At 47.2% G+C, this 25939-nt stretch carries 23 protein-coding genes; 9 read left to right on the top strand and 14 right to left on the bottom strand.

What is annotated here, in order from left to right; translation table 11 throughout:
• Positions 1-278 precede the first annotated feature (278 nt).
• The 4 genes from AABK39_RS04050 to AABK39_RS04035 are packed head-to-tail and all read left to right on the top strand — an operon-like array spanning position 279 to position 4072.
• The gene (locus AABK39_RS04050; RefSeq protein ID WP_338393640.1) at positions 279-1802 is read left to right on the top strand and encodes a phytoene desaturase family protein; all 1524 of its coding nucleotides are present in this window, start codon (positions 279-281) and stop codon (positions 1800-1802) included.
• Between the two features lie 11 nt (positions 1803-1813).
• Positions 1814-2689 (top strand): phytoene/squalene synthase family protein, encoded by an 876-nt coding sequence (locus tag AABK39_RS04045; protein ID WP_338393639.1) that lies wholly within the window; start codon positions 1814-1816, stop codon positions 2687-2689.
• 24 nt (positions 2690-2713) lie between these two features.
• Positions 2714-3574 (top strand): 4-hydroxy-3-methylbut-2-enyl diphosphate reductase, encoded by an 861-nt coding sequence (locus AABK39_RS04040; protein ID WP_338393638.1) that lies wholly within the window; start codon positions 2714-2716, stop codon positions 3572-3574.
• Between the two features lie 18 nt (positions 3575-3592).
• The gene (locus tag AABK39_RS04035) at positions 3593-4072 is read left to right on the top strand and encodes a sterol desaturase family protein (RefSeq protein WP_338393637.1); all 480 of its coding nucleotides are present in this window, start codon (positions 3593-3595) and stop codon (positions 4070-4072) included.
• Positions 4073-4148: 76 nt separating this feature from the next.
• Here AABK39_RS04035 and AABK39_RS04030 read toward each other — a convergent pair whose 3' ends face one another.
• The 9 genes from AABK39_RS04030 to AABK39_RS03990 form a co-directional block, all read right to left on the bottom strand.
• A complete protein-coding gene (locus tag AABK39_RS04030; protein WP_338393636.1) occupies positions 4149-4469 on the bottom strand; it encodes a hypothetical protein in 321 nt (106 codons plus the stop codon).
• A 273-nt stretch (positions 4470-4742) separates the two neighbouring features.
• Positions 4743-5663, bottom strand: a complete 921-nt coding sequence (locus AABK39_RS04025) for a PfkB family carbohydrate kinase (protein ID WP_338393635.1) — start codon at positions 5661-5663, stop codon at positions 4743-4745.
• Positions 5664-5712: 49 nt separating this feature from the next.
• On the bottom strand, positions 5713-6921 hold the full coding sequence (locus AABK39_RS04020) for a hypothetical protein (protein WP_338393634.1): 1209 nt from the start codon (positions 6919-6921) through the stop codon (positions 5713-5715).
• A 196-nt stretch (positions 6922-7117) separates the two neighbouring features.
• Positions 7118-8677 carry an alanine/glycine:cation symporter family protein gene (locus tag AABK39_RS04015; protein ID WP_338393633.1) on the bottom strand — a complete coding sequence of 520 codons (1560 nt, stop codon included), beginning with the start codon at positions 8675-8677 and terminating at the stop codon, positions 7118-7120.
• A 119-nt stretch (positions 8678-8796) separates the two neighbouring features.
• The gene (locus AABK39_RS04010) at positions 8797-9696 is read right to left on the bottom strand and encodes an SDR family oxidoreductase (protein WP_338393632.1); all 900 of its coding nucleotides are present in this window, start codon (positions 9694-9696) and stop codon (positions 8797-8799) included.
• Positions 9697-9813: 117 nt separating this feature from the next.
• A complete protein-coding gene (locus AABK39_RS04005) occupies positions 9814-10374 on the bottom strand; it encodes a GNAT family N-acetyltransferase (RefSeq protein WP_338393631.1) in 561 nt (186 codons plus the stop codon).
• Between the two features lie 85 nt (positions 10375-10459).
• Complete coding sequence (locus AABK39_RS04000; RefSeq protein ID WP_338393630.1) at positions 10460-11314, bottom strand: peptidylprolyl isomerase; 855 nt, start codon at positions 11312-11314, stop codon at positions 10460-10462.
• 104 nt (positions 11315-11418) lie between these two features.
• Complete coding sequence (locus AABK39_RS03995; protein ID WP_338393629.1) at positions 11419-12507, bottom strand: mannose-1-phosphate guanylyltransferase; 1089 nt, start codon at positions 12505-12507, stop codon at positions 11419-11421.
• 155 nt (positions 12508-12662) lie between these two features.
• Positions 12663-13616, bottom strand: a complete 954-nt coding sequence (locus AABK39_RS03990; protein WP_338393628.1) for a CPBP family intramembrane glutamic endopeptidase — start codon at positions 13614-13616, stop codon at positions 12663-12665.
• A 137-nt stretch (positions 13617-13753) separates the two neighbouring features.
• Between AABK39_RS03990 and AABK39_RS03985 the strand changes: the two genes are divergently transcribed.
• Entirely contained in the window at positions 13754-15004 is a 1251-nt protein-coding gene (locus AABK39_RS03985; RefSeq protein ID WP_338393627.1) for a competence/damage-inducible protein A, read from the top strand.
• A 68-nt stretch (positions 15005-15072) separates the two neighbouring features.
• On the opposite strand, the gene AABK39_RS03980 is transcribed toward AABK39_RS03985, so the two are convergent.
• The 4 genes from AABK39_RS03980 to AABK39_RS03965 all read right to left on the bottom strand — a co-directional run bounded on the left by AABK39_RS03980 (position 15073) and on the right by AABK39_RS03965 (position 20047).
• Complete coding sequence (locus tag AABK39_RS03980; protein WP_338393626.1) at positions 15073-15879, bottom strand: hypothetical protein; 807 nt, start codon at positions 15877-15879, stop codon at positions 15073-15075.
• Positions 15880-15973: 94 nt separating this feature from the next.
• A complete protein-coding gene (locus AABK39_RS03975) occupies positions 15974-17728 on the bottom strand; it encodes a hypothetical protein (protein ID WP_338393625.1) in 1755 nt (584 codons plus the stop codon).
• A gap of 15 nt (positions 17729-17743) precedes the next feature.
• Positions 17744-18871, bottom strand: coding sequence for a 6-bladed beta-propeller (locus AABK39_RS03970; protein ID WP_338393624.1), 1128 nt, complete (start codon positions 18869-18871; stop codon positions 17744-17746).
• A gap of 27 nt (positions 18872-18898) precedes the next feature.
• Positions 18899-20047, bottom strand: coding sequence for a 6-bladed beta-propeller (locus tag AABK39_RS03965; RefSeq protein WP_338393623.1), 1149 nt, complete (start codon positions 20045-20047; stop codon positions 18899-18901).
• Between the two features lie 286 nt (positions 20048-20333).
• Here AABK39_RS03965 and AABK39_RS03960 point away from each other — a divergent pair, with 286 nt between their 5' ends.
• From AABK39_RS03960 to AABK39_RS03950, 3 genes are all read left to right on the top strand, one after another.
• Positions 20334-21578: an MFS transporter gene (locus tag AABK39_RS03960; protein ID WP_338393622.1), complete on the top strand. Its 1245-nt coding sequence runs from the start codon at positions 20334-20336 to the stop codon at positions 21576-21578.
• A 96-nt stretch (positions 21579-21674) separates the two neighbouring features.
• Positions 21675-22916, top strand: coding sequence for an alkaline phosphatase family protein (locus AABK39_RS03955; protein ID WP_338393621.1), 1242 nt, complete (start codon positions 21675-21677; stop codon positions 22914-22916).
• Positions 22917-23074: 158 nt separating this feature from the next.
• Positions 23075-23986: an NHL repeat-containing protein gene (locus AABK39_RS03950; protein ID WP_338393620.1), complete on the top strand. Its 912-nt coding sequence runs from the start codon at positions 23075-23077 to the stop codon at positions 23984-23986.
• A 104-nt stretch (positions 23987-24090) separates the two neighbouring features.
• Here the strand turns inward: AABK39_RS03950 and fabG are convergent, their stop codons facing one another.
• The gene (gene fabG, locus AABK39_RS03945; protein ID WP_338393619.1) at positions 24091-24837 is read right to left on the bottom strand and encodes a 3-oxoacyl-[acyl-carrier-protein] reductase; all 747 of its coding nucleotides are present in this window, start codon (positions 24835-24837) and stop codon (positions 24091-24093) included.
• Positions 24838-25076: 239 nt separating this feature from the next.
• Here fabG and AABK39_RS03940 point away from each other — a divergent pair, with 239 nt between their 5' ends.
• Positions 25077-25907, top strand: a complete 831-nt coding sequence (locus AABK39_RS03940; RefSeq protein WP_338393618.1) for a LytTR family DNA-binding domain-containing protein — start codon at positions 25077-25079, stop codon at positions 25905-25907.
• The last annotated feature ends 32 nt before the right edge of the window (positions 25908-25939 follow it).

The raw sequence follows: 25939 nt of genomic DNA, 5'->3' as shown, positions 1-25939 counted from the left end.
TCCGACACTACGGTCCTCCGCCACGGTTACGACACTAAAAGAAAGCTTCGGCTTTCTTTTTTTCGTTTAATGCAATTTCGTTTTGGCTCTATCATATTTTTTATACTTTTATAAAACGGAGCCTACCTGATAGTCGGGAGTGGTTGTCAGGCTTACTTTTTTTCGTTTGTCCCCGGTTTTCCCCAGAGACACTTTTCGTCGTGCCCTTTCCGGCTCCGTAAACCAGTTGACCTCCCGGCATACAAGTAGTTTTATTTACTATTAAAGCAATTTCAACGATGATAAAACCTGATGTGGTCGTCATTGGAGGAGGAATAGCGGGGCTTTCAGCGGCAGGAACATGTGCAAAAGCTGGAGCAAAAGTACTTTTGCTCGAGAAAAACGATTGGGTCGGCGGACGTATGGGAAGTTTTTCGGAAAAGGGTTTCGTATTCGACACGGGACCTAGCTGGTACTGGATGCCCGAGATATTCGACCAGTTTTTCGAAAGCTTCGGCAAAAACAGAAACGATTTCTACAGCCTGAAACGCCTGGATCCGTCTTACCGGGTTGTTTTTCCCAATAATGAAAACCTTAACATTCCGGCGGGATCGGAAAATGTTACGGAAATGTTTGACGGTCTGGAGCCAGGCGCCGGCAAAGCGCTCAACAATTATTTGGCCGAAGCGGAGGTAAAATACAGACTCGGAATGCGTAAATGGGTCAGAAAACCGGCCTTGTCACCTTTAGAGTTTGTAGACCTCGAAGTCGCCAGAGAGATCCTCCGGCTGGATGTGTTCGGCTCATTCGCCAAACATGTCAGAAAACACTTCAAAGATTCCCGCCTGATAAAACTGATGGAATTTCCGTCGCTGTTTTTAGGCGGAACACCGAAATCCACCCCGGCACTATACAGCCTAATGAACTACGCCGACATAGGCTTGGGCACTTGGTATCCGGACGGAGGAATGGTAAAAATAGCCGAGGCAATGCGTCAGACTGTCGAAGAGGCTGGAGTAATCATCAAAACCGGCGAAGCAGTCAAAGAAATTCAAGCCTCTGACGGAGTCGTGAAAAAAATCTTGACAGAAACGGGGGAATACGGTGCCTGCACATTCGTGTCGGGTGCGGATTATAGGCATACCGAAACGCTTTTGCCCGAAAATTACCGCGCTTATACAGACGAATATTGGGACAAAAGAGTGCTGGCTCCTTCCTGTCTTCTCTTTTTCTTGGGAATAAGTAAACGTGTACCCAATATCGAACACCATACGCTATTCTTCGACGAAGACTTGGACGATCACGTAAGGCAAATTTACAATGACCCGAAATGGCCTGACAAGCCTCTCTTTTACGTATGCGCCCCTTCCAAAACAGACAAGAGCGTAGCGCCCGAAGGATGCGAAAACCTGTTTGTGCTAATGCCCATCGCACCCGGATTGGAGGACAGCCCGGGCATCAGAGAGCGGTATTTCAAAATATTGATGGATCGTTTGGAAGAACATACGGGAGAGAATTTACTCGACTCAATCATTGTGAAAAAAAGCTTTGCCGTCAGCGATTTCGAAGAAACCTATAACGCCTACAAAGGCAACGCTTACGGTTTGGCCAACACTTTGACCCAAACAGCTTTTCTGAAACCGAAAATCAGAAACCCTAAACTCAGGAATATGTATTACGCCGGCCAACTGACCATACCTGGCCCCGGATTGCCTCCTTCGCTGATTTCAGGACAGGTGGTCGCCGAGCAAATGGCCAAAGATTTCCCTGGCCTATTTCCCGAGATTTCATCGCTTTCCCCACTCAACCACAACCTAGCATAAAGCCAAAACCCATGAGCCAAACAGCAACCGAACTTTACGACAAGGTGTCCGCCGAATGCGGGCGCTTGGTCACGATTCGCTACAGCACTTCGTTTTCCTTGGGCACAAGGCTTTTATCCAAACAATTCCGAACGGCGATCTACTCGATCTACGGTTTCGTCCGCTTCGCCGACGAAATAGTGGATACATTTTTACATGTAGACAGAGAGAAAGCCCTTGCGGAATTCAGGGCCGATACCCATAAAGCGATAAACGACGGTTTTTCATCAAACCCCATTCTCCACGCTTACGCAAATGTAACGAAACGATACGGGATAGAAACGGAACTAACAGAGGCTTTCTTCAGAAGCATGGCGATGGACCTCAACGAAACCCGCTACACGGACGAAGCCTACCGGGAATACATCTACGGATCAGCCGAAGTTGTAGGCCTGATGTGCCTGCACGTCTTCTGTGAAGGGGATTCGGGAAAATTCGAAAGTCTACGACCCGCAGCCAAAAGGTTGGGAGCGGCATTCCAAAAAGTCAACTTTTTACGCGACTTGAAGGACGATTACGACCTACGCGGACGTTTCTATTTCCCCGGCACCGACTTCGGCAATTTCAACGAAACAAGCAAAGCCGAACTGGAGCGTGATATCGAAGCCGATTTCCGTGAAGCCTTGAGCGGAATCTTACATCTACCCAAAGGAGCTCGCACGGGAGTTTTCCTCGCTTATGTTTATTATAAGGAACTGTTCGCCAAACTCCGGAAAGCTTCCGCCAAAGAAGTAATGCGTAAACGATTCAGGATCCCCAATATACTGAAGCTCTTTCTGCTATTGGGCGCATATATTCGGATGAGCGTTTTGCCGCCGGCGAAAACGGAACCAGTAACAACACTCTAATTCGGACCACAAGCGAATATGTCAATGAGAAACACATTGGATGTAACAATAGATCCCGGGTCGGGCTTTTGCTTCGGAGTCGTGTTCGCAATTGAGATGGCGGAGCAAATTCTCCGTGCGGAAGGCCAGCTATATTGCCTCGGCGATATTGTCCATAATGACGAAGAAGTAAACCGATTGGCAAAAATGGGTCTGAAAGTAATTGATCATGAAGCGCTGGGTAAACTGCGTGATGCCAAAGTATTGATTCGCGCACATGGCGAACCGCCCTCGACCTATCGCACGGCTCTAGAAAACAATCTGGAGCTAGTCGACGCTTCCTGCCCCGTGGTGCTAAAGCTTCAAAACAGGATAAGAAACGCCTATGGCCGGGGCGAAAACCTAATGGTTTTCGGAAAAAAAGGCCATGCCGAAGTTCTCGGGCTTTTGGGTCAAGTGAACCATGACGCCACAGTTTTTCAGGACGTAGCCGAATTGGACGAGGATAATCTGCCCGAAAAAATCTCGATCTACAGCCAGACGACCAAAAGCACGGACAAATTTTACAACGCCGTAAATTGGCTCAAGGAAAAAGGTGTAGAAGTAAGCGTAAATGACACGATTTGCCGGCAAGTCTCGAACCGGGACAGGGAACTGAGAAATTTCGCCAAACGATTCGACAAAATAGTTTTTGTGGCCGGCACAAAATCATCAAACGGCAAAGTGCTCTACAATGTCTGCAAGAGCGTAAACGAAAATACCCATTTGGTCTCACGCACTTCGGAAATTCAAACCTCATGGTTCCAGAAGGGAGACAAGATTGGAGTTTGTGGCGCCACGTCAACCCCGATGTGGCTGATGCGGGCCGTTAAAGAAAAAGTGGAATCTTTCAGCTTACATGGCTGAACAAATCTAAAATTAACAATGGATATTTTGACCAAAATCGGCGTAACCGTCCTGACATTCCTTTTTATGGAATTCGTGGCCTGGTTTACCCACAAATATATTATGCATGGTTTTCTCTGGACCTGGCATCGCTCGCACCACCGTGTGAGGAAAGGTTTTTTCGAAAGAAACGATTTGTTCTTTATCGTGTTCAGTGTACCCGCCGTTCTGGCGTTTTACTTCGGATTCACAGGTAACGAAACTCTGAATGTCTGGTTCTTCGTCGGGCTTGGCGTAACCGGGTACGGAATCTTTTACTTGCTGTTCCATGATATTCTGGTGCATCAAAGGGTGAAGTTCCGCTTCAAAGCCAAATCGGCATATTTAAAACGAATGATCAACGCCCACTACGCCCACCACAGCAAGCATACGAAAGACGGTTGCGAGGCATTCGGTTTTTTGTGGGCTCCGGAAAAATACAGAGTCAAGGAAAAAAAGAAAACTGTGAAAGAAGTGTAAACGCTTACGCAAACAAAAACGTCGTTCCGGAATGGAACGACGTTACGCAGAGTTATGCGGAGAGAACTCCGAGCCCTTAACGGGCGATCATGTAGTACTTTTGTTTGCCAATAGCCACAAGGAATTCGGCTTTGTAAAAACGTCCGTTTTTCTTGAAGTCTTTCGCCGTACCTTGGAAAACGATTTTATTCTGTTCGTTTACCACGACCACTTCCGGCTCTTTTTCGTCAAGCTCGGCAAGCGGTTTGATTTCTTTTTCCGAAACCTTGGCCTTTTCGGCCTTGTTCGTATCGGTAACTGCGTTATTTTGCGCAAAAGAAAGAGCGGGGATTACGGCCAGAACGGCCAATGAGAGGACTGCGGATGTGAGGAGGCGGGAGAAATTCATGGCTTTCATATGTTATGGGTTAAGGGTAATTAAATCATATCCTGTATACCATTATAATTGCCAATTTGATGCCTAAAAACGCAATTGGTTTAAAATCAGATGATTACGATTTTAATTTTTTATTTTAAAAAAATCAGAATGAAAAATGGACAGTTTCCGATCAATAGTGACCGAAAACAGCACATTTTTGAACATTGCATTGATTCACGAAAGTTCTACCATACAAAAAGAAAAAGGCCCGCCGAAATAAATCGGCGGGCCTTTTCTCTGCTTGGGTAAAGCTTAGAGATTTTTTCCGAAATCTGTCAATTCCACAAATTCCTGTACCCTGCCGTCGATTTGTTCTTGGGTAAGGGCTTTCAACTTCTCTGGACCGAATTGCTCCACGCAGAACGAAGCCAAAGCGGAACCGTAAATCAAAGCTTTCTTCATGTTCTCGAAAGAGATGTCATCGGTTTTGGCCAAGTAACCCATAAAGCCTCCGGCAAACGTATCGCCCGCACCAGTAGGATCGAAAACCTCTTCCAACGGAAGTGCCGGAGCGTAAAAAGTCTTTCCTTCGCCGAAAAGCAATGCGCCGTGCTCGCCTTTTTTGATAATCAGGTACTTTGGTCCACAATCCATAATGGCTTTCGCTGCTTTAGGCAAAGAATATTCGCCGGTCATCTGGCGGGCTTCCTCATCGTTTACCAAAAGCAAGTCCACGTTCGAGAGCACTTTGTCCAAATCAGCTCGCGCAATGTCGATCCAAAGGTTCATCGTATCCATGGCGATGAACTTCGGGCGCTCACTTATCCGGTCAATCACCGTCTGCTGCACCTGTGGCGTCAGGTTGCCAAGCATCAAATATTTGCAGTCTTGGTAGTTCTCGGGAATTACCGGGTCAAAATCTTCCAATACGTTCAACTCCGTGACCAAAGTGTCGCGAGTATTCATATCGTTGTGGTAACGCCCAGACCAAAAGAAAGACTTTTGCCCCTCTTTTACCTGCAGGCCTTCCGTGTCGACACCGTGCTTGTTGAGCATCCCGATTTCCTCATTCGGAAAATCGTCGCCCACCACGGCGCTAATGTTCACCTTACCAGTAAAATACGACGCGGCCAAGGCTATATACGTACACGAACCGCCAATGATCTTGTCCACCTTTCCAAAAGGGGTTTCCAAAGCGTCAAAGGCTACGGTACCTATCGCTAATAAACTCATAATGATATTTTCCGGCAAAAACCGGTCTCTTTATATTTAGACTTGAATCTTACTTCTCTTCTTCCTTGTTATCGTCGCTTTCCTCTTTCCCTCCATTAATGATCGGATGGCGTTTGAACGGCTTCGACTCATCAAACAGCTTGCGGTATGTCCGGTGAGTTTTCACCACCGATCCGCCCACTTGTTCGCAAACGTGGATCATCTTCGGGTTGAAATCCCCGATCCAGTTCATCTCGAAATCCTCGTACTGAAAGCCTTCTTTCTGCACCAAATTGCCCGCTGCGTTTACCAAAGCGCCTTCCACGCCTTTCCCTTGGTGAGCCGGGATAATTCCGAAAGCCATACCCACCATTTTGGTACAGGTCTTTCTCCATTTATGGTAAACGAATTTCAGCTTTCCGATAATATCAAGCTTACCGCCGACGTGCCGGAAGATCTGGTTTACCTCTGGCAACATGATAAAGAACGCGATAGGTTGCTTACCATAATACCCAAACCAAACGATCCGCTCGTCCATAATCGGCTTCATGGATTTCATGATGGAGCGCGCCTGCGCAATATTCAGCTTCGCCACGCCTTTGTGTCCGCCCCAAGCTTGGTTATAGACCTCAAGGAAATCCTCCGTGTATTTTTCGAGATTCTTCATCTTCACATGCTCGAAATGGTACTTGGGGTCACGGTGTACACGTTCGGCTTTGGCGTGAAGCTTTTCAGAAACAGGCTCAATAGTTTTTCGCCCAAAGGTCAACTGCCCGAAGTAGGTCTGGAAACCGTAGTTTTCAAAAAGTGCCTGATAGTAAGTCGGGTTGTAGTTGCACATATAGTTCGGCGGAATGTCGAACCCGTCAACCAATAATCCCCAAAAACGGTCGCGGTCGCCGAAGTTTATCGGGCCGTCCATCGCCTCAAGGCCTTTGTCCTCAAGCCAAGCTTTGGCTTTGTCAAAAAGAGCATTGGCATACTCCTGATTATCCAGGCATTCGAAGAAACCGACACCGCCGGTAGGCTGGTCATTGCCTTTGTTCATCGTCTTCTTGCTGAAGAAAGCTCCGATACGGCCTACAGTCTGGCCGTTGTCTTGGAGTATCCACCGCACGCATTGACCATGGCGGAAAAATTTGTTCTTCTTTTTATCAAAAACCGACTCGATGTCCTGATCCAGCGGACGGATCCAGTTCGGTTCGTTTTTATATATCTTCAACGGAAGGCGAAGAAACTCGCTTACCGTCCCTTTGTCGTTGACCTCAATGAATTGCATATTCTGGATGTCTGATAACGCGGTCAAAAGTAGCCATTTTCCCTGAGAATTGACAGGCGAGAACACATTGAGTGCGAAAAGGGGCCTCTGGGTAGAATAAAAGCAATATTCCAGAAGAAATCTGTCCCCCACTACTTTAGCCTTACATAAAAAAAGTCCCGACATCGGGACTTTGAATTATTCGTAGTTTCTTTTCTTAATTCGGAATCACTCCGCTAGTATTCTCCGCAGGCTTATCAAAGCGCGGTATTTTTCCGGCTTTCAACTTAGCGAAATAAAGCGCCACATCCCGCTTCAGCTCGGGAGCCATCAAATATAGCCCGATAACATTCGGTATCCCCATCGAAAAGATCAGGATATTACTGAGGTCAACCACATTCGTTTGGCTAATTGAGGCACCAAGGACGATAACGCCACAAAAAAGGATCTTGTAAGTCAGATTCGAAATATTGCTGTCGCCAAAAACAAAAGCCCAAGCCTTCATACCGTAATAAGACCAAGACAACAACGTGGACAAGGCGAACAGGATTACCGCAGCAGAAAGCAGGAACGGAAACCAACCAAACACGCTCTCAAACGCGCGAGAAGTAAGCGCGATTCCTTCCATTTCCCCTCCCGATTGATATTCGCCCGAAATAATGATGACCAAGGCCGTCACCGTGCACACCACTACGGTATCGATAAAAGGCTCCAATAACGCCACTACGCCTTCGCTCACAGGCTCATTGGTTTTCGCAGCCGCATGCGCAATGGACGCCGAACCAAGTCCCGCTTCGTTAGAGAACTGCGCCCGCTGAAATCCGATAACCAAAACACCAATCAGGCCGCCGGAAACGGCTTCGGTACCGAACGCTTCGGTCACAATCGACAACAAGGCCGTCGGGATTTGCTGCCAATGCGCCAAAATCACGCCCAAAGCTCCGAGCAAATAAACACCGACCATCAACGGAACGATTTTGTCGGTAACTTTCGCAATACTTTTTATACCGCCGATAATCACAAACGCCACCACAACGGCCATCGCCAGACCGATAACCCAACCGTGCCCGAACAGCGGGCTTTCGGCTCCGCCGGTTACGCTTATCAATTGTTGGGAAGCTTGGTTTATCTGAAACATATTGGCTCCGCCGAAAGCGCCACCAACACAAGTCAGCGCAAAGAAGCCCGCCAGAAGAATACCCAAACGCCCCATTCCCCTACGGGCAAAACCTTGTTGGAGATAATACATCGGTCCGCCGGAAACGGAACCGTCGGCGTGCGTGACACGGTACTTTACGCCAAGCGTACATTCCGCAAACTTGGACGACATTCCCATCAAACCCGCGACAATCATCCAAAAGGTGGCGCCCGGCCCGCCCATCGAAACGGCAATGGCCACGCCAGAAATATTACCGATACCTACAGTTCCGGAAAGGGCCGTGGTCAGAGCCTGAAAGTGCGAAACTTCGCCCGTGTCATTTGGGTCATCGTATATGCCCCGCACAATATCGATAGCGTGACGGAAAGCCCTAAAGTTCAAAAAACGGAAATATACGGTCAGGAACATCGCGGCTCCCAACAACCAAATCACAATAATCGGAATGGAAACTTCCTCTGTAAGGGCAATCGGATGAAAGACAATATCGTTAAGGAAACCCGTCACCGGCCCGACTATCTCGTCAACCGCCTGCACGGTCGTCCCGTCATTTTCGGTTTGGGCAAAAGCAGGTATTGTTCCCGCCAAAAACAGCGAAAACGCTATAATAATTCTTTTCATCTTCTGGTGTATTTGTTCAAAAAGGGCTAAGTCGTTAGTCTTTTTCGACTTCAACGGTATTCCGAATAAACAAATATAAACCAAAAGATGAAATGAACTTAAACCTAGAGGCTGAAATATTATTTCACCATCAACTGATTTGACAAAATTTTCATCCCCTCTTCAAAACTATGGGGCTTATATCCCAATTCCGTTTCAGCTTTTGTAATTATAAAACCAGTCTTGGCTGGACGCTTGGCCGGCTGGCTAAACGTACTTGCGTTGACTCTGGAAACCAATGATTTGTCTAACCCGTAGAAATCGCACGTTTTCATTGCCATATCATATGGCGTCAACAGCTCCTTTCCAGAAATATTGTAAACTCCTTCCGCCTTCTTTTCCACTATCAGCAAACAACCCTGGGCCAAATCCTCGGCTAAAGTCGGCGTCCTCCATTGATCGTCGACAACCCGAAGGGGATTTCCTTTCTCCAAATTGTTTTTCACCCAAAGAATGATGTTCGAACGGCTCATATCATGCGCTGTCCCGTACACCAAAACCGTTCGGGCAATCGCCCAAGAGATTCCAGACTCTTTCACCAGAGCTTCCGAATCAAGCTTGCTATGGCCGTAAAAGCTTAACGGATTGGCTTCGGCCTCCTCATCGTAAGGGCCGTCTTCACCATCAAAAATAAAGTCGGTGGAAAGATGCAGGAAAAAGCTTCCGGCCTTACGACAAGCCTCCACCATATACTTTACGGCATCTACGTTCAGGCTTCGGCAGGCTTCCTTTTCCGTTTCGCATTGGTCCACCTGTGTCATGGCCGCCGTATTGATTACGGCGTCGGGAGCGTGTTTTGAGATAACCCGATCCACTTCGGCAGAATCGGTGATATCCATACTTTCGTAGACGTAATCCCCGGTGGGCAGGCGATTTTCACCTCTGGAAGTTGCGATAAGCTGAAGAGCTTCGTTTCCAGAAATAAGACTGACGAGTTTTTGGCCCAACAAGCCGTTGGAACCAGTAATTAATATCTTCATGATGAAATGACTTTTTTCAAAAAGAGTGGCCGGTTTTACTTAGCCGAATTTGTGAAAAAAAACAGAAAGATCCCGCCAGCGAGCCGACAGGATCTTCCCCTAATCAAAAATAAACACCTATTTGCGCCCGACCTTGTCAGGTTCGGAAATCCGCATACTCCACCTATGCCGACGCATACCGTAAACGAGCAAATCCCAATGGCCGTCGCCCTCTTCCTTTTCCTCTTTTTCCTGACCTACCAACGCAAAGCCAAGCCGTTCGGGAATCCGTTGGCTCGGAGCGTTATTCCGGTCACAACGGATGAAGACGTGCTGGGCGTCGGAAACCTCAAACACCCGCCCGATCAGCATGTCGCAGGATTTGGTGACCAGCCCCATTCCCTGAAACCTCTCGCCTATCCAATAGCCAATATCGACGGAGCGCCAATTAGCGTCGCCGTTGTGGAGATCGATCATGCCGGCCAATTCCGAATCAAGCCAAATACCAAAGAGCACCCGCCCTTGGTACCAGTGCGGCGCTTGGTTCTCCCGAATAAACTCGAGCATATCACCTTCCGAACGAGCGTTTTTCACCCAAGGAATCCACTTCTCCAAGTAGCCCCTTGAACTTTCCAACAGTTCGAAAGCCTGTGAAGCGTGTTCGTTTTTCATGCGGCTGAGACGTAATGTTCCTCCCATGGTTTTGTCTGGTCTGCGTTTGCGCAAACCAAGGCCAAATCCTTGCCGAAAACGATGCCTGAAGCGAAAAGCTAGCCCCGGACGCCTAAAGTTTAATACCGTAGCGTTTCTCAATTTCTTTTTTGCTGATCCGTTCCAGCGTTACAGTCATCGGAATGTCTTTCTCGGGCTTATCCCTGTTATCGGTCGGCTGTTCCGCTATTTTATCCACAACGTCCAAGCCTTCGACTACTTGGCCAAAAACAGTGTAAGCATCGTCAAGGTGGGGAACTCCGCCCAAGGTAGAGTAAACCTCGGCCCTGTCTTCCGGGTAGTCCTTGCCAAAGCTTACGCCAAAGAGTTTTTCCATTTCGCCACGGCGTTCGAGCGCCAAGGCTTTTATGCCTTCAAAATTCTGAGCGCGCTGAAGCTTGCTTACCTCTTGCTTCAGGCTATCATACTCCGGCAAAGCCACAAGGCGTTGGAAACTCTGGTACAGTCTTCCGATATCAAGGCTCAATTCCTCTTTCGTGAACTTTTGGCCTTGCACAATATAAAATTGGCTTCCGCTGGATCTTTTTTCAGGATTGACATTATCGCCTTCCCTAGCCGCCGCCAAAGCTCCTTTTTTGTGGAAAAGACTGTCCACAAACTCGGCTTCCAATGTATAATCGATGGTGCCGGCGCCTTCTTTCGCGTCAACATCACCACCCTGGATCATAAAATCCTTGATAGTACGGTGAAAAATGGTTTCGTCGAAACTGCCTTCTTTGGCCAACCTCACAAAATTTTCCTTATGAATCGGAGTCTGGTCATAAAGAATGGCTTTCATGTCGCCGAATTCGGTATGTATGGTGACCAAATAATCCTCTCCCGGCTTAAGCGGACGATCTTTCGAGGCTTTGCAAGACCAAAGCGAAAAGCCCAAAAGCAGGGCAAGCGCATAAAATGTCGTTCTCATTCGAAATGCTGTTTTTATTTGGGCACAAAAAAAAGAAGAAAGACACCAAAAAAAAGGACTTTCTTCTTTTTCCTTCCGGCAAACGTGCCGGGCTATATTATTAATCAGAGCAAATGCTCACCTTTCTTCTCCTTGACGTCGTTGACAAACTCACGGAATTTCTTCTCGTTGTTCTTGTTACAAATCAAAACCACATCCTCATAATCGGCAACCAAGTAGCTTTCAAGACCTTCGACGATAATCAGGCGGTCATTGTTATGTGAAACGATCATACAGTCTTTCGAATCGTAGACAAGCGCATTGGCGTCGAGCACATTGTTGTGCGTATCGTCCTTTTCGCGCAAAGCGTGCAAAGAATTCCACGAGCCTAAATCCGACCAACCGAAATCGCCCAACACCACAAAGACATTGTCCGATTTTTCCATAATGCCGTAATCGATCGAGATATTCCTACAAGTAGCGTAAGCTTCATCCACAATACGACGTTCGTCCAGCGTATAATAAGCTCCACTAATCTCGCTGAACGTTTCGGCCATTTCCGGCAGGTAATCAGCGAACGCCTTGGTGATTCCCTTTGCGTTCCAGATAAAGATACCGGCGTTCCACACGAAATCCCCACTTTCGAGAAATTTCATCGCCAGTTCCCGGTGAGGCTTTTCCGTAAAGGTTTTTACCCTTTTTACAGGATTGTCAGAATCCTTGTCGAGGTATTGGATATAGCCATAGCCAGTATCCGGACGACTTGGCGTAATACCGATCGTCACGAGTTTATCGCTGTCTTTTACCGCTTTCAGAGCCGTATCGACTGTAGCGAGAAATTCTGCCTCTTTGAAAATCGCATGATCCGAAGGCGTCACGATAATCTGAGCGTCAGGATTTTGGCTAGCGATCTTAAAGCAAGCGTAGGCGATACACGGCGCCGTATTCCGGCGGTGAGGCTCTGTTAACAACTGCTCTTCGCCGATAGCGGGGAGTTGCTCTTTTACTTGGCCTGCGTAGGCCTCATTTGTAACTATATAAACGTTTTCTGGCGGGCAAACGCTTTTAAAGCGTTCGTAAGTCATTTGCAGAAGCGAATAACCGCTTCCCAAAATATCCAAGAACTGTTTCGGGCGGTTGGTGCGACTAAAGGGCCAAAAACGGCTCCCTACTCCCCCCGCCATGATGACGACGTATTGGTTCTTGTTACTCATTTTATAAAAATAATGTTTCGGAATGTCAGGTTTAGGTTGATCAACTTCCTACTTGGAAGAATAATCAAGGCAAAGCTACTTTTTAATATAGGAAAATAAAACTCTTTAATTTCAAAATTTCATGAACCTGAAATCCTCAAGACCAAAACGAACTATTAAACCATTTGATCCAGCACTTCGGGATTCCGCTCTTTTACTATTGGGGCTTTGCCAATTCTACCGAACATCTTCCCCCAATCGTTCCATTTATATTTTCTGCCGAAGAACACACAAGCCAACACACCCATAAACGTAATCTCGATCCAACCTAAACTCGGATCAACTTCTTGTACCTTAAACAAAGCGGGAGTTTGCAACGCCGAACTGCTATGGGTAAAAAACAGAGACGCAAAAATATTATTGGCAATATGAGCGCCAATAGCCAATTCAGCGCCGTCATCCATCAATGTCATCACACCGAATACCAAACCGATCAAAATATACTGGGGTAACATAACCGCCACGCCAAATTCCGTGACTTCGGGATTTCCCATATGCAAGAGTCCGAAAAATGTCGATGTCAGAAACAGCGGAATCCAACGGTACTTCGCCAACACGCCAATTCCCTGCATATAATAAGCCCTAAACACCAGTTCTTCGGTTCCGGCCTGAATGGGTATAAGTACAATTGCGATAATCAAAAGATTGAAAAACTGTCCCCAATCCGCCTGCCAGACAAAATTGTCAGGATCGGCTACATAACCTATCAACGCCGAAACAGCACTCAAGGCGAACCAAACTCCGGCACCAAACAAAACCCGGTTCCAATCAATTCTAGCCCGGGCCGTCACCGTATCCGTGACTGTTTGGCGTTGCACATACTTGATCCATAACGTCAAACAAATAAAAGAGGCGACAAACGGCAACATCATAAGTACCAAAGTCATATTCTGACTGATACCCATATTCATTAGCTCATTGAAATTGTCAAGAGCTTCAAGCTTTCCTTTTGCTACGGCCACAACAATTAGCGGAACACTGCCTATGACCTGGCTTACAATAAGAATAATGGTTCCTAGTAAATACCAATAGAATTTCGATCGTCCCTTAAAAGCTTTTTCTATATACATTTCCTGTTCTCTGGTTTAAAAGTGTCGCTTAAATCGAAAAATAATAACTTGGGAATTCTTTTGCCAAAATATAGGAAAAGCTTGCCGGAAAACGATGTGAATCCGGCCTGTGTTTTCGGATAAACGAAGCTAAAAGCATGAGAAACATAACAGCTGAGATAATCACAGTAGGCGACGAGCTACTTTACGGACAAACCCTCGACACCAATTCCCATTACATGAGCCAAAAGCTCGACGAAGCCGGGTTTTCCGTCAAGTACAGGGTAACCGTAGGCGATGTGGCAAAAGACATGAACGAGGCATTCGCCCAAGCGGAATCCAGATCGGACGTAACACTGATTACCGGCGGCCTCGGCCCGACAGAAGACGATTTGACGAAACCCCTACTCGCCGACTTTTTCAACAGCGAAATGGCTATAAACGAGGAAGCTTTGGCCGAAGTAACCGAGTATTTTGAGTCAAGAGGACGGAAGCTTACGGAGCTTAACCGTGGCCAAGCCCTTTTGCCCGTCAAATGTACGAAAATCCGCAACCGCTACGGAACGGCTCCCGGCATGCTCTTCGAAAGAAACGGAAAAGTCTTTGTCTCTATGCCCGGAGTCCCCAGAGAAATGCGGCCGATGGTGGTGGAAGAGGTAATACCCGAACTGAAAAAGCACTTTGAACTTCCCGCCATCGCCCATAGAATAATCCGGACTGTCGGAATCGGAGAATCTTTTTTGGCCGATAAAATCAAGGATTGGGCGCAAGCTTTGCCTAAAGAAATCGCCTTGGCCTATTTACCCGAAGAAGGACAGGTAAAACTCCGGATGACAGCCAAAGGCTCCGACCACGGCACCCTCAAAAACCTTATTGATGAGGCAGAAGGCAAGCTATTGCCGATGATCCAAGAATATGTCTACGGCTATGGCGAAGAGAGTCTGGAAGAGGCAATTGGAAAAATATTAATAGAAAAAAACAAAACCCTAGCTACGGCGGAAAGTTGCTCTGGCGGACGGGTAGCGTCCAAAATCACTAGCATAGCAGGTAGTTCCGCCTATTTCCAAGGAAGTGTTGTAGCTTACCAAAACAGCGTAAAAGAAAAGGTTTTGGGTGTAAACCTGGATACGATCTCCGAACATGGCGCCGTAAGTGAACAAACCGTACGTGAAATGGCCGAAGGAGTAAGAGGCCTTCTTAACGCTGATATTGGCCTAGCTTCAAGCGGAATTGCCGGGCCCGGAGGCGGAACGGAAGAAAAACCCGTGGGCACGGTTTGGATAGCATGCGCAACAGCTTCGGGAGTTGAGACGAAATTACTCCATTTGGGCAAATTCCGCCAAAACAATATCGAACTCACGGCCGTACACCTTCTCAATTTGGCCCGGAAGTGTTTGGCGAAAAATTGATTGTTTTGATATTAAGTCTTAGGTACCACTTCTGTATTAGTACCTAAGACTTAATACCTAAGACCAATTTAAGAAATCCGGCCACTGCCGATTTGGGGAGCCGAAAGCGTCCAAGTCGGGACTATCCGGATATGGCGTTCCGGTTCCAGCTCCCGGTTTACGTAGGCCAACAACAACGAAAGTCTGCGTCCGTACTCCTCGATATGTTCGTCGAGATTATCCATTCCGCCCATATTATGCACTACCAAATCCTTATACGCTTCGTTCAAGTCCCCGTCCTCATACTTTAATTGCGTGAGCGAGCACAGGAACGGATGGTTATAGATTTCCTCCAAACTAAACAGCAACTTCTCGCTGCTGATACTTCCTCCGTACTTCTCCAAGTACGCGCCCAGCGCGTCAAAAAAATAGTGCGCTTCGTGAGCCAAATGTTCGCCCCATTTTTTCCGGGAGCGGGTCTTTACCGATTTGTTAAAATCCAACAAATTGAAATTATCGGCCACCGTCTGGATAAATCGCTCAATGCCGTGGCCGTGCTCTTCGGAGTGGTTCACCACGTCGCCTACGGCGCTCCGGATATGGTAAAGTAACTTCAGGTGCTCGTCCAACGGCCGACGCAAAGCCGTCAATGTTCTGTGGTCTTTTCTCTCTGTCACTTTTTTCTGGTGTAGCGCGATCGCTCCGTTTATCAGCGTAAAACCGATAATTGCCCCGATAAGCTCTGACCCGAGATTGGAGGTGAGATCCGTATCCCATTGGCCTCGGAAAAAGTTTCCGAAATAAAGCGAAAAACATGCGGTCACGCCGGCTATAAGAAAAAATATGACGGGCCAATAAGTACGCGCGAAAGTACGGAGATATTGAAGGAAATCCATAGATGTTGTTTTGTCTGTCTATAGATTCCTTTTCGCAATTCATGCGCCAAAAACACAAAGTACGGCTACCTGAGGATCAAGTTTCGGAATGGTTTTAATTCGGTAGCTTTCTCAGCCTGTCCCTAGCTTGGAATATCTTCCGCAAATGGATTCTCAACTCCGGAGACGTGATATACTTCTCAATCACGCTATCCGAATCCAGATAAGACGGCAAATTCCCCATCGGGGCGATCAGGCTTGCCATCAATATCTGCGCTGCGGGCGTTTTTTGATCTTCCGGAAGCAATTCGCCTAACCTATCCGCTACTCCTCGCAACTTGTATTCAGTCGCCAACGCTTCTTTTTCTTCCTTGTATTCAAGCAGAAAAGCTTCCTGTTTCTTCCCGAATTTCTTTGTGAACTCACTCATAAACTGTTTTCTTTCCTCTGAAAGCAAAGGTTTGAATTCCGCTAGCATGGCTTTTTCCTTATCGGTTAGGTTTTCAGGATTTTCGGAGACTTTATCGAAAATAGCGTCAAGGTCCGGCCTAGCTCCGCCTTTCTTGGCCATAAGTTCAGCGATACTCTCACGGTGCTTTAGTGTTAAGTCAAATATCGTTTTCGAATGCTTTTCGACAAGTCCCATCAGCGAATCCGTTAACTGCATAATTTTCGGATCGCTGAGCGCCTCTTTAAGCGCTTTGTATTCCAGCTTTAGTTTGCCGTGCTTATCAAGCCATGTAATAAGTTCCGGATTCGAGATATTTCTTTCTTTCGGACTGAGCACCCGACCTGCATAATCCACAAACCCATAAAAAGCCGCCCCGCCCAAAATGGCCATTTTATCTTCCAGGAGACTTTTCGGAATTTTTGGAAGTGGCGCGATCGTGTTCCTATTCCTACTCCGATAATAATCCCTCTGACGAGTCAGAGCAGTGTAAGCGTAATAGTTAATCCGGGATTCCAGTATCCGCCTGACTTTAGGCGAAGCGATATCGGTTATGCCGAGCATTACCTGCGTCCGCTTTAGCGAATCTTGGATACGCGCTTCGAATTCCTTTGGCAGTTCCTTGGTTGCCCGAAAGGAGGAAAATTTGTTTTTGAGCGTATTAGATGAAAATCCTTTGCCGTGAAAGGCAAGCTGATTGTTCAAGTCTGCCGTTTCGCCTACAAAGTGATTTTTCCCTTGATCCACGACTTGGAAAGTGGTCTTGCCCGGTTCCAAAAAGGCCCAATAAGTTCCCGTCACCAAAGAAAGCCGGACCTGCTGAGGCGCACAAACCGGAACCCGGACAGAAAAGGTCCCGTCGTCGTTTATCGTCACTTTTTTACTTTTGACACGACCGGTATACGGATCCTGAACAACAATCTTATTCTCGGTAATTTCCGTTTTCTTATGCTTGGACTTCCCCTTGCTCATGACTACACGATGCTGATACGCCTTCGGCAAATCCTTGAAGCCTCTGATCCAACCTGAATAAACGGCCGTGTCCAGACGGTGAAAATCTTCGATACGAAAACCTTGTAACTCCTCCGAAACTCTCCTCCGGTATTCCAACATCGACCTTTTGCTCGTGCCGATCCAGCACACGTCCAATGACCGAAGTTCGAATTTTAAATTGGCGGTTTTGTTTCCATTCACCACGGTGAACGAAGCTTTGACAAGCCAACTCCTTCTGTTATTCACCTTGATGCTTCGGGACTTTATACGCCAAAGTTTTCCTTTATACAACAAGCTATCATGGCTCAAATAAAGGCTTGGAGCCGAGCTATCCTTGGCATACCAAGCGCCGTATAGGTTCTCCGACATTTGAGCCTTCGCCACAAAAGCGACAAATAAGGCGATGGTTAAAAAAATGATTCGTTTCATGGGTTTTATAGGTTGTTAGTTTTTCTCCTTTGCGATAAACAAAACAGGATTGTCCTCATCTATCAGTTTCAATGCCTCCAGTTGTTCGTCGGACATATTAACCGGGTTAACCATCTTAATGAGTTTGCCTTGGAAATAATACTCTGGCCAAAAATTAAATTTGACTCCTTGGACTTCGTAAGGTATTACTTCATTATCCTTTTCGGTCCCCGACAAAGCGTTGTGATACAAAGGCTTTCCATTCTCCATATCGTAAATGGTTCGAAAAGATTTTTTCCCAAAACTGAAACGGGCAAACAAGTATTTGCTCGAAGGCTGATAACTGGCCCTGATCTTATCCTGCTTGTTACGGCCCCACGGAAAATTATTGGCTAACATATACCTCCTCTTTGTGTACTGAAGGGCTATAGCCGGAAGCAAAGTATCCTTTTCAACCTGAAAAATCGTATCTACATAATCGGGATTCCAAAGCAATCTCCGATCAATAGCCGTTATGAGGCCTTTGTTTCGGGACATGGCCACCATTGCATTCCTTCCCACGGGATCCTGTGTTCGGTCGTAATATGTGTGGCGCTTTTTAAAATCGTTATCAAGCGTATGGAAAGCCTCATTCTTGGCCTCATCGTGATAGAGGGTCTCCACTGGCGCCAGCCATGTTCCGTTGTCAAACCTGTGCAGAGATCTAAGTTTCGGCTCAAACCCTACCAACTCAGTTCTCAGAAGCTTTCCCTCATAATCGAACACAAGGATTTTATCCTGACCCACAATGTAGATTTGACGATCCTCATCCGCCACATAGGCGCCACGTATGCTAAGGTATTCCTCAGGACCTTTTCCTTTACGTTCAATCTTATTGACAAACTTCCCTTTGCCATTGAAAAGGAGAATATTGTCGTTGTTTCTAAGAATGATATGTTCGTCGTCTACAAACGCAAGGAAATGCCTGTCCACCAGCCCTTCGGTGGTAGTCTCTAATTTCACCACTCTCATATTTTCGGTAAAATCGGATAGTTTGGCCGGTTTCTCAACGGCATCGGGGTCTATGCTTACTGTCACCATTTGAGAAGGTGAATCCTCGCTTTCGCAAGCAAAACCGACAAATCCCAAAAGAGGCAGAAAGAACAGTCTTAAAATGTAGCGCATTTCAGTGTTTATTTTAGGTAAAAAAGGTTACTCGGACTGTTTCTCATAAGCGACAAAAAGCACAGCGTTATCATCTTCCTCCACACCATACACCTGTCGCTGCTCTTCGGACATTGTCACGGGCAACACCGTGCTTATCAGCAGATTTTCCTGAATATATTTTGGCCAAAAAACGGATGCTACGTTGGCAAAAAAGTCATTTTCAAATCCATGGCTCATCGTATTCAGATTCGTATGAAAAATGGGCTGGCCAGTTTCTATATCAAAAACGGTCCGGTATCCCTCTTTCTTTTTTCGGAAATCACAATAAACATAATGCTTTGACAACCTATAGTCTCCCGGACTAATCCTGTCTGCGTTTCGAGGTCTCGCTTCTCGATGAAAAGAGGCTGCCAATTCTTTTCTCGGCTGTGCATAGTCGATGGCCAGAAAAGGAATCTGCCTGCTTTCCGTGACTTGAAAAACAGTATCGGTATAAGGCTCGTGCGTATACGTTTTTCCTTCCCTGTAGAAAAGCGGACTTTTATAAGCATACGAATGAATAGACCACGCACCTTTCTTGCCTACAGCGTCACGCACCCTGGTATCGAATGAGCTTTTCCAATGAAAATCCTTATTGTAGGTGTTAAGGTGAACCAATGGAACAGAGTCGTTATAACTTTGAAAGACGGCGCTTACCCAAGTATCCGGATTGAGTTTTCTGAAATAGATCGGAACCTGATCAACGCTGTCCTCCACGGCAATACTTTCCTTAAAGCTCCCGTCCATCCCAAAAACCAACGCTTTTCTGTGGTTGAAGATATAAATCAACCTTTCATCCATTTCCGCATATATATCCCCAATCTGCGTATACTCCAGTGGACCTTTTCCTCTCTTGTTTATATTGGCGACAAACCGGCCGTTTTGGTCAAAAATCAACACTTCTTTCCGGTCAGCCATAATGATTCTGTCCGAACCGATATGCACCGGCCGGTGTGCTTTAATATTCGACCGCTCGGTGGTCTCAAGCTTTATGACCCGGACACTGTCAACTATATCGGAAAGCTTCGCTGGCTTAGCCTTCGCTTCCGAATCTATTCGGATGGTAACTATCGGGGCCTCCTTTGAACCATCTGAAGCATTTTTACAGGAAAAAGCCAATACGATCAGTATAATGACAGCGCAAATATTTTTCATGATTTATGCGGATTTGGTGGCTATACACGCCGGTTAAAACTAAAAAAAGAAAGACCTGAACATCGGCCAAAGTCCGCGGATGGACAAAAAACACATTGAACTATAAATATAATAGTTTAATTAAAAGATCATAACCCTACATGGTTTCATTTCATATTCATTACGCAAAAAAGATCTATCATAGACTATATATAATTTTTTATTGATATAAATATTGATAAAACAAATAAAGTAATACCCTTATTCCCGATTGCAATGCGTAGTATCGCGTAGAACGACAATCAATATGAAAACACTCTACACGAACTACGTGGACACCTTCCGGGGGCTTTCCCGGGAAGTGTGGTGGCTGGCGTTGATCACTTTCATCAACCGGGCCGGCACTATGGTGGTACCGTTCCTTTCCCTGTACCTTACGGAAGGACGCGGCTTCGAACTAAAACAAGTTGGCTGGATTATGACCAGCTTCGGGCTCGGTTCGCTTGCCGGCTCGTGGCTGGGAGGCAAACTGACGGACAAGTACGGATTTTACAACGTGATGCTGTGGAGCCTTTCGCTCTCCGCCTTGCTGTTTGTGGGCATGGGGTATCTCGACGGCTTTTACGCCATTTGCGCAGGCGTTTTCGTCTTAATGCTGGTCGCCGACACTTTTCGTCCCGCCATATTCGTATCGTTGGCCGCTTACAGCAAACCCGAAAACCGTACGCGGTCGCTCACTTTGATCCGTTTGGCCATCAACTTGGGCTTTTCCTTAGGTCCGGCCATCGGCGGGGCCATTATCGCCGGAATTGGGTATCTGGGATTGTTCTGGACAGACGGACTGACGTGTCTAGGCGCCGCCGGACTGTTTATATGGGCGCTGGACAGACGCAAAGGGCGAGAAAAAGACGCGGACACTACCGCCACCACCGCCCGATCACCTTACACCGACTGGCCATATTTGATATTCCTGCTCTCGATGTTGCTGTTTGGTTTTGTCTTTCTTCAATATTTCTCCATCATTCCGCTGTTTTACAAAGACGCTTACGGTTTGGGAGAAGGAAGCATCGGCTTATTGCTTTCGATGAACGGCCTACTGATCTTCATTCTGGAAATGCCATTGGTAGCCTATTTCGAAAAACAGAAAAAAATCAGCCAAGTCGGAATTCTGATCCTCGGCTCATTATTGATGGGGCTAAGCTTTTTGGCTTTGGTCGTATCTCCTTGGGTAGGGCTTGGAATCATCGGCATGATGGTGATGACTTTGTCCGAAATGCTCACTTTCCCTTTTTCCAACGCCTTGGCCATGCGCAGTGCCGAAGGCGGACAAAAAGGAGCGTACATGGCGCTGTATTCCATGGCCTTTTCGTTCTCCCATATTTTCGCCCACAATGCCGGCATGCGCTTGGTCGACGCTTGGGGTTACGATATGACATGGTGGGTAATGGTGGCTTGCTCGGTTCTGTCCGTGGTTCTATTGGTCTTCCTAAAAATGACCAACCAACGAAGCGCCACAAAACAACTGGAAAGTGTCGTAGAAAAGGCGGAATAACTTCCGCCAATTTTCACAATCGGTATTGCGCCACCGCAAACTTATAGCCTAATTGCGTCCAAGACACCCTATACTATCACGCAAACCGACTATAAAATGATGTTTTTCCGACAAATCGCAGTCTTTGCACTGGCATTTTTTGCTTTATGCTCCTGCAGTGACTCATCCGAAACCAAGGAAGCCCAAGCGGAATCCCCTACCGTGATTTTGTTGTCTTTGGACGGCTTCCGTTACGACTATGCCGAACGTTTCAACTTGCCCAATTTCAAGCGGATGGCTGACAAGGGGGCATCGGCCGAAAGGATGCTTTCCTGTTTTCCTAGCAAAACGTTTCCCAACCACTATTCTTTGGCCACGGGAATGTACCCGGAAAACCACGGCATCGTGGACAACACCTTCTTTGATCCGGAACGTTTCCGCACCTACATGATCAACGACCGTGACGCTGTGGAAGACGGGACTTGGTACGGGGGTACCCCCATTTGGGTGCATGCCAAACGCAACGGCTTGAGGTCTGCCAGTTATTTCTTTGTCGGCTCCGAAGCTGCGGTGCAGGGACTTCGGCCTGATGAGTATTACAAATATGACGGCAGCGTAAGCAATGACGACCGCATCAGCAAAGTCATCGAGTGGCTGGACCGTGAGGACCCCGCCAAGCGCCCCAAAGTAATCTGTTGCTATTTCTCCACAATGGACGATCTAGGACACCGCTACGGACCAAACAACGACGAAATGTTGCGTTCCGGGCTTGAGGCTATCGATGATCAGGTAGGGCGTTTGTTAGATAAAATCGACGCTTTGGACCGTAAGGTAAACCTGATTGTGGTATCTGACCATGGGATGGCCGAGATGAAAGCGGAGCACGCCGTGTATTTCCCGGCCATTCAAACTGGTGGCTACCGTTGGCTGAACAGCGCCACACACGCACGCGTATATTTGAACGAGGACGAAGACGTGGACGCTATGATAACGAAAATCAAAACCCGGATTCCCGAAGGGGCGCAAGTGGCCGTGCACAAGAGCGGAAACGTCCCTCTATTAGGCAATGAATCTTCGAACAAAAGACTGGGAGATATTACGTTAGTGGCTTCTTACCCTTATTACTTTTCAAACAGGAAAAATAACAGTGACGGCTGGGGCACTCACGGATTCGACCCGGAAATTGACGAAATGGGCGCCATATTTTATGCTTATGGCGACAACATCAAAGCCAACCAAAAACTCGACGCCTTCCGCAACATCCATGTCTACCCGCTAATGTGCCGGATTCTCGGCCTTGACATTCCAGACGACGTGGATGGCGATCCCGCAGTTTTAGACTCGATTTATCAAGAGTAGCGAGAATATTCCCCCAAAATCGAAGCTCCAGCCCATACGGTTGGAGCTTTTTTTATCCCTGATAATATTTATTCTCAACTGTGCCACTCTATGCTACATAACATCCATTATATTTACGTAACCGGAATACACTTTTAAGACTAAAACACACCTCCAGAATGAGAAGATTATCGCTGTTTTTAAGCTTACCCATCATCTTAACGGCTTGCGGACAAGGAAACAAAAAAGCCAGTTCCCAAGAAACCAAAGAAGCCACCGTAGCCGTAGCGCCCGTACCGGAAGCTGGATTCGTTAGCGAACTGGACAATATGTCGAACTGCGAATCGGCTACCTACGACGAAAAACGGGACGTACTGTACGTCTCCTTGCAAGGCGGGGCCGAACCCGGCGACGGCACCATAGCCAAAGTCTCGACCGAAGGCGAGTTGATCGACGCCAGCTTCGTAAAGGGACTTAACGACCCGAAAGGAGTGGCCGTTCACGGCGACAAGCTCTATGTAGCCGACGTAACAAACTTGGTGGAAGTAGACCTCTCAACCGGAGAGAAAACTCTCCACAGCGGAGGCAAAGCCGAATACCTTAGCGACGTGACCGTTACTGACGCCGGCGAGTTATACGTCTCCGAAATGCACCAGTCGGCCGTATACGTGCTGAAAGACGGAAGCATGGTCGAATGGCTCCGCACTCCCGAATTGGAAAACCCCAACGGCGTACTGGCCGTGGGCGATGACCTATACGTAGGCGCTTGGGGTAAATATGCCGACAAAAATCCGCTGGGAGCCAAGCAAGGCGACCTACTGAAAGTAAATATGGCGACCCAAAAAATCAGCCACGTAACCAAAGGCGATTTCGGCCACCTGGACGGCGTACAGCGCTTCGGCGACAGCCACTTCCTCACTTCCAACTGGATCACAGGCGATATCAGCCGGGTATCAGCCACCACTGGCAAAGCCGACAAGATCCTGACCGTAGAGCAAAGCGTGGGCGACATCCTTTACCTTCCTTCCAAAAAATTGCTGGTATTGCCTGTCGGAAATATCAATAAGCTGAAATTCTACAAGGTAAAATAGACCAAGCAAATTCCTTCGGACCAAAACCAAAAAAGGGTAAAGAACCGCAGGCGCAAGCCCCGTTCTTTACCCTTTTTCGCTTTAAGCGAATTAAGCAATTCCGCTTAGGTCAACATTGCGCCGTCAACCTGAATCACTTGGCCAGAAACGTAAGTAGACATATCCGAAGCCAAGAATACCGTAAGATCAGCCACTTCCTCAGGCTTGCCTCCACGCTTCATCGGGATGGCGTCACGCCAAGACTGAACCGTTTTCTCGTCCAAAGCACCAGTCATCTCTGTCTCGATGAATCCCGGAGCAATGGCGTTGCAACGTACGTTACGAGAACCGAGCTCCAAAGCCACAGACTTAGTGAAACCGATGATACCGGCCTTTGAAGCCGCGTAGTTGGCCTGTCCGGCGTTTCCTTTCACACCCACAACCGACGTCATGTTGATGATAGAACCAGATTTCTGCTTCATAAACGTACGGGTAGCGGCCTTAACGGTGTTGAATACCGAGTTAAGGTTTACGCGAATTACGTCATCAAACTGCTCCTTGTTCATTCGCATCAAAAGACCGTCGCGAGTGATTCCGGCATTGTTGACCAATACGTCAAGGCGTCCGAATTCTTTCACCACACCGTCGATCAGCTCTTGGGCGGCGTCAAAATCCGAAGCGTCGGAACGGAAACCTACAGCTTTTACGCCTTTGTCGGCCAATTCTTTTTCCAAAGCCTGACCCTTTTCCACACTTGAAAGATAAGTGAAGGCTACGCTTGCGCCTTGTTCGGCGAATTTATGGGCGATAGCACGGCCGATGCCCTTTGAAGCACCCGTGATGAGCGCTACTTTTCCTTCTAAAAGTTTCATGTTAAAAGTCCTTGTATTCTGTAAGAAACACTGTTTTCAAATCAAGCCTTAAAAATAGGAGTTTCCTTTTAAAAACAGAAACCTGAATGGAATCGGCTTACGTACCTTAACGCTCGGACATGTCCCGCAGACACAACCAAACCTAGGCACCGTTCGCAAGTCACTCCCCTAAGCCGTTCAACAGAAACTGATTGGCCGGCAACGGGTTACTCACTATTTTTTTGATTTATTACGAATAGATGCGACGCTTAAAACCAACCGATATCCGCTTGGCCATATCGGAAAGGCCATTCCCGGAACTTTTCCTTTCCTTGGGTTGCGGTTTTTATCTCTTTTTCGTCCTTTACTTCTACAAGGCTTACAATATACAGCTCGGCGTTTCCTTTTCCGGACATTCCCATTTGGAACGAAGCCTGGCGATCGGCCTTGAAACATTTCTGATTTTTTATCTTTTGGAGCGATACCTGTCACCAGCGCTCCGGCTAGACGCCTTTTGGCAAAAACTGCTTTGGCGGGGTGCGGAGACCTTCGTCGGAGCCAATTTTTGTTTTGTGCTCTTCAATTATTTCTGGCATTGGACCGAATGGGATTGGCCAGGCTATACGCTTTTGCTTAGGGAATACGCAATGGCGATGATTGTCCCTTTACTGGTATTCGGGGTTCTGAAAGAGAATCTCCAAATCAAAAAGCAGCAAAAGACAGCGCCCGAAAACCAAAACCTAAACATAAAGGCCAGCAACGGCAAAGTCGAACTCGCTCTTCGCCCTGACGATTTTTTCTACGCTAAAGCCGAAGACAATTACCTGCGTATTTTTTATCGGGGCGAAAAAGGCACAGAAATCCATATGTTGCGCCGTACAATGAAATCGATGGAAGACGAGCTGGCGCCCGAGACCGGAATGGTTCGCTGCCACCGTTCTTATCTGGCAAACCCCAAACAAGTGCGAAAAATAGTCCGGGAAAAGGGGGCGTGGTTCGCCGTTTTGGACGGGGGAAATTCAATTCCGGTTTCCAAATCCCGGCTCAAGGATCTCGGAGTGAAAACCACGGAAAACATTCGCCACTCATAGACGAATTTCGCCACAAACGAACTAAAACACAC

Source organism: Fulvitalea axinellae (assembly GCF_036492835.1).
In the GTDB taxonomy this organism is placed as follows: domain Bacteria; phylum Bacteroidota; class Bacteroidia; order Cytophagales; family Cyclobacteriaceae; genus Fulvitalea; species Fulvitalea axinellae.
This window is presented reverse-complemented; position numbering and strand designations above follow the sequence as displayed.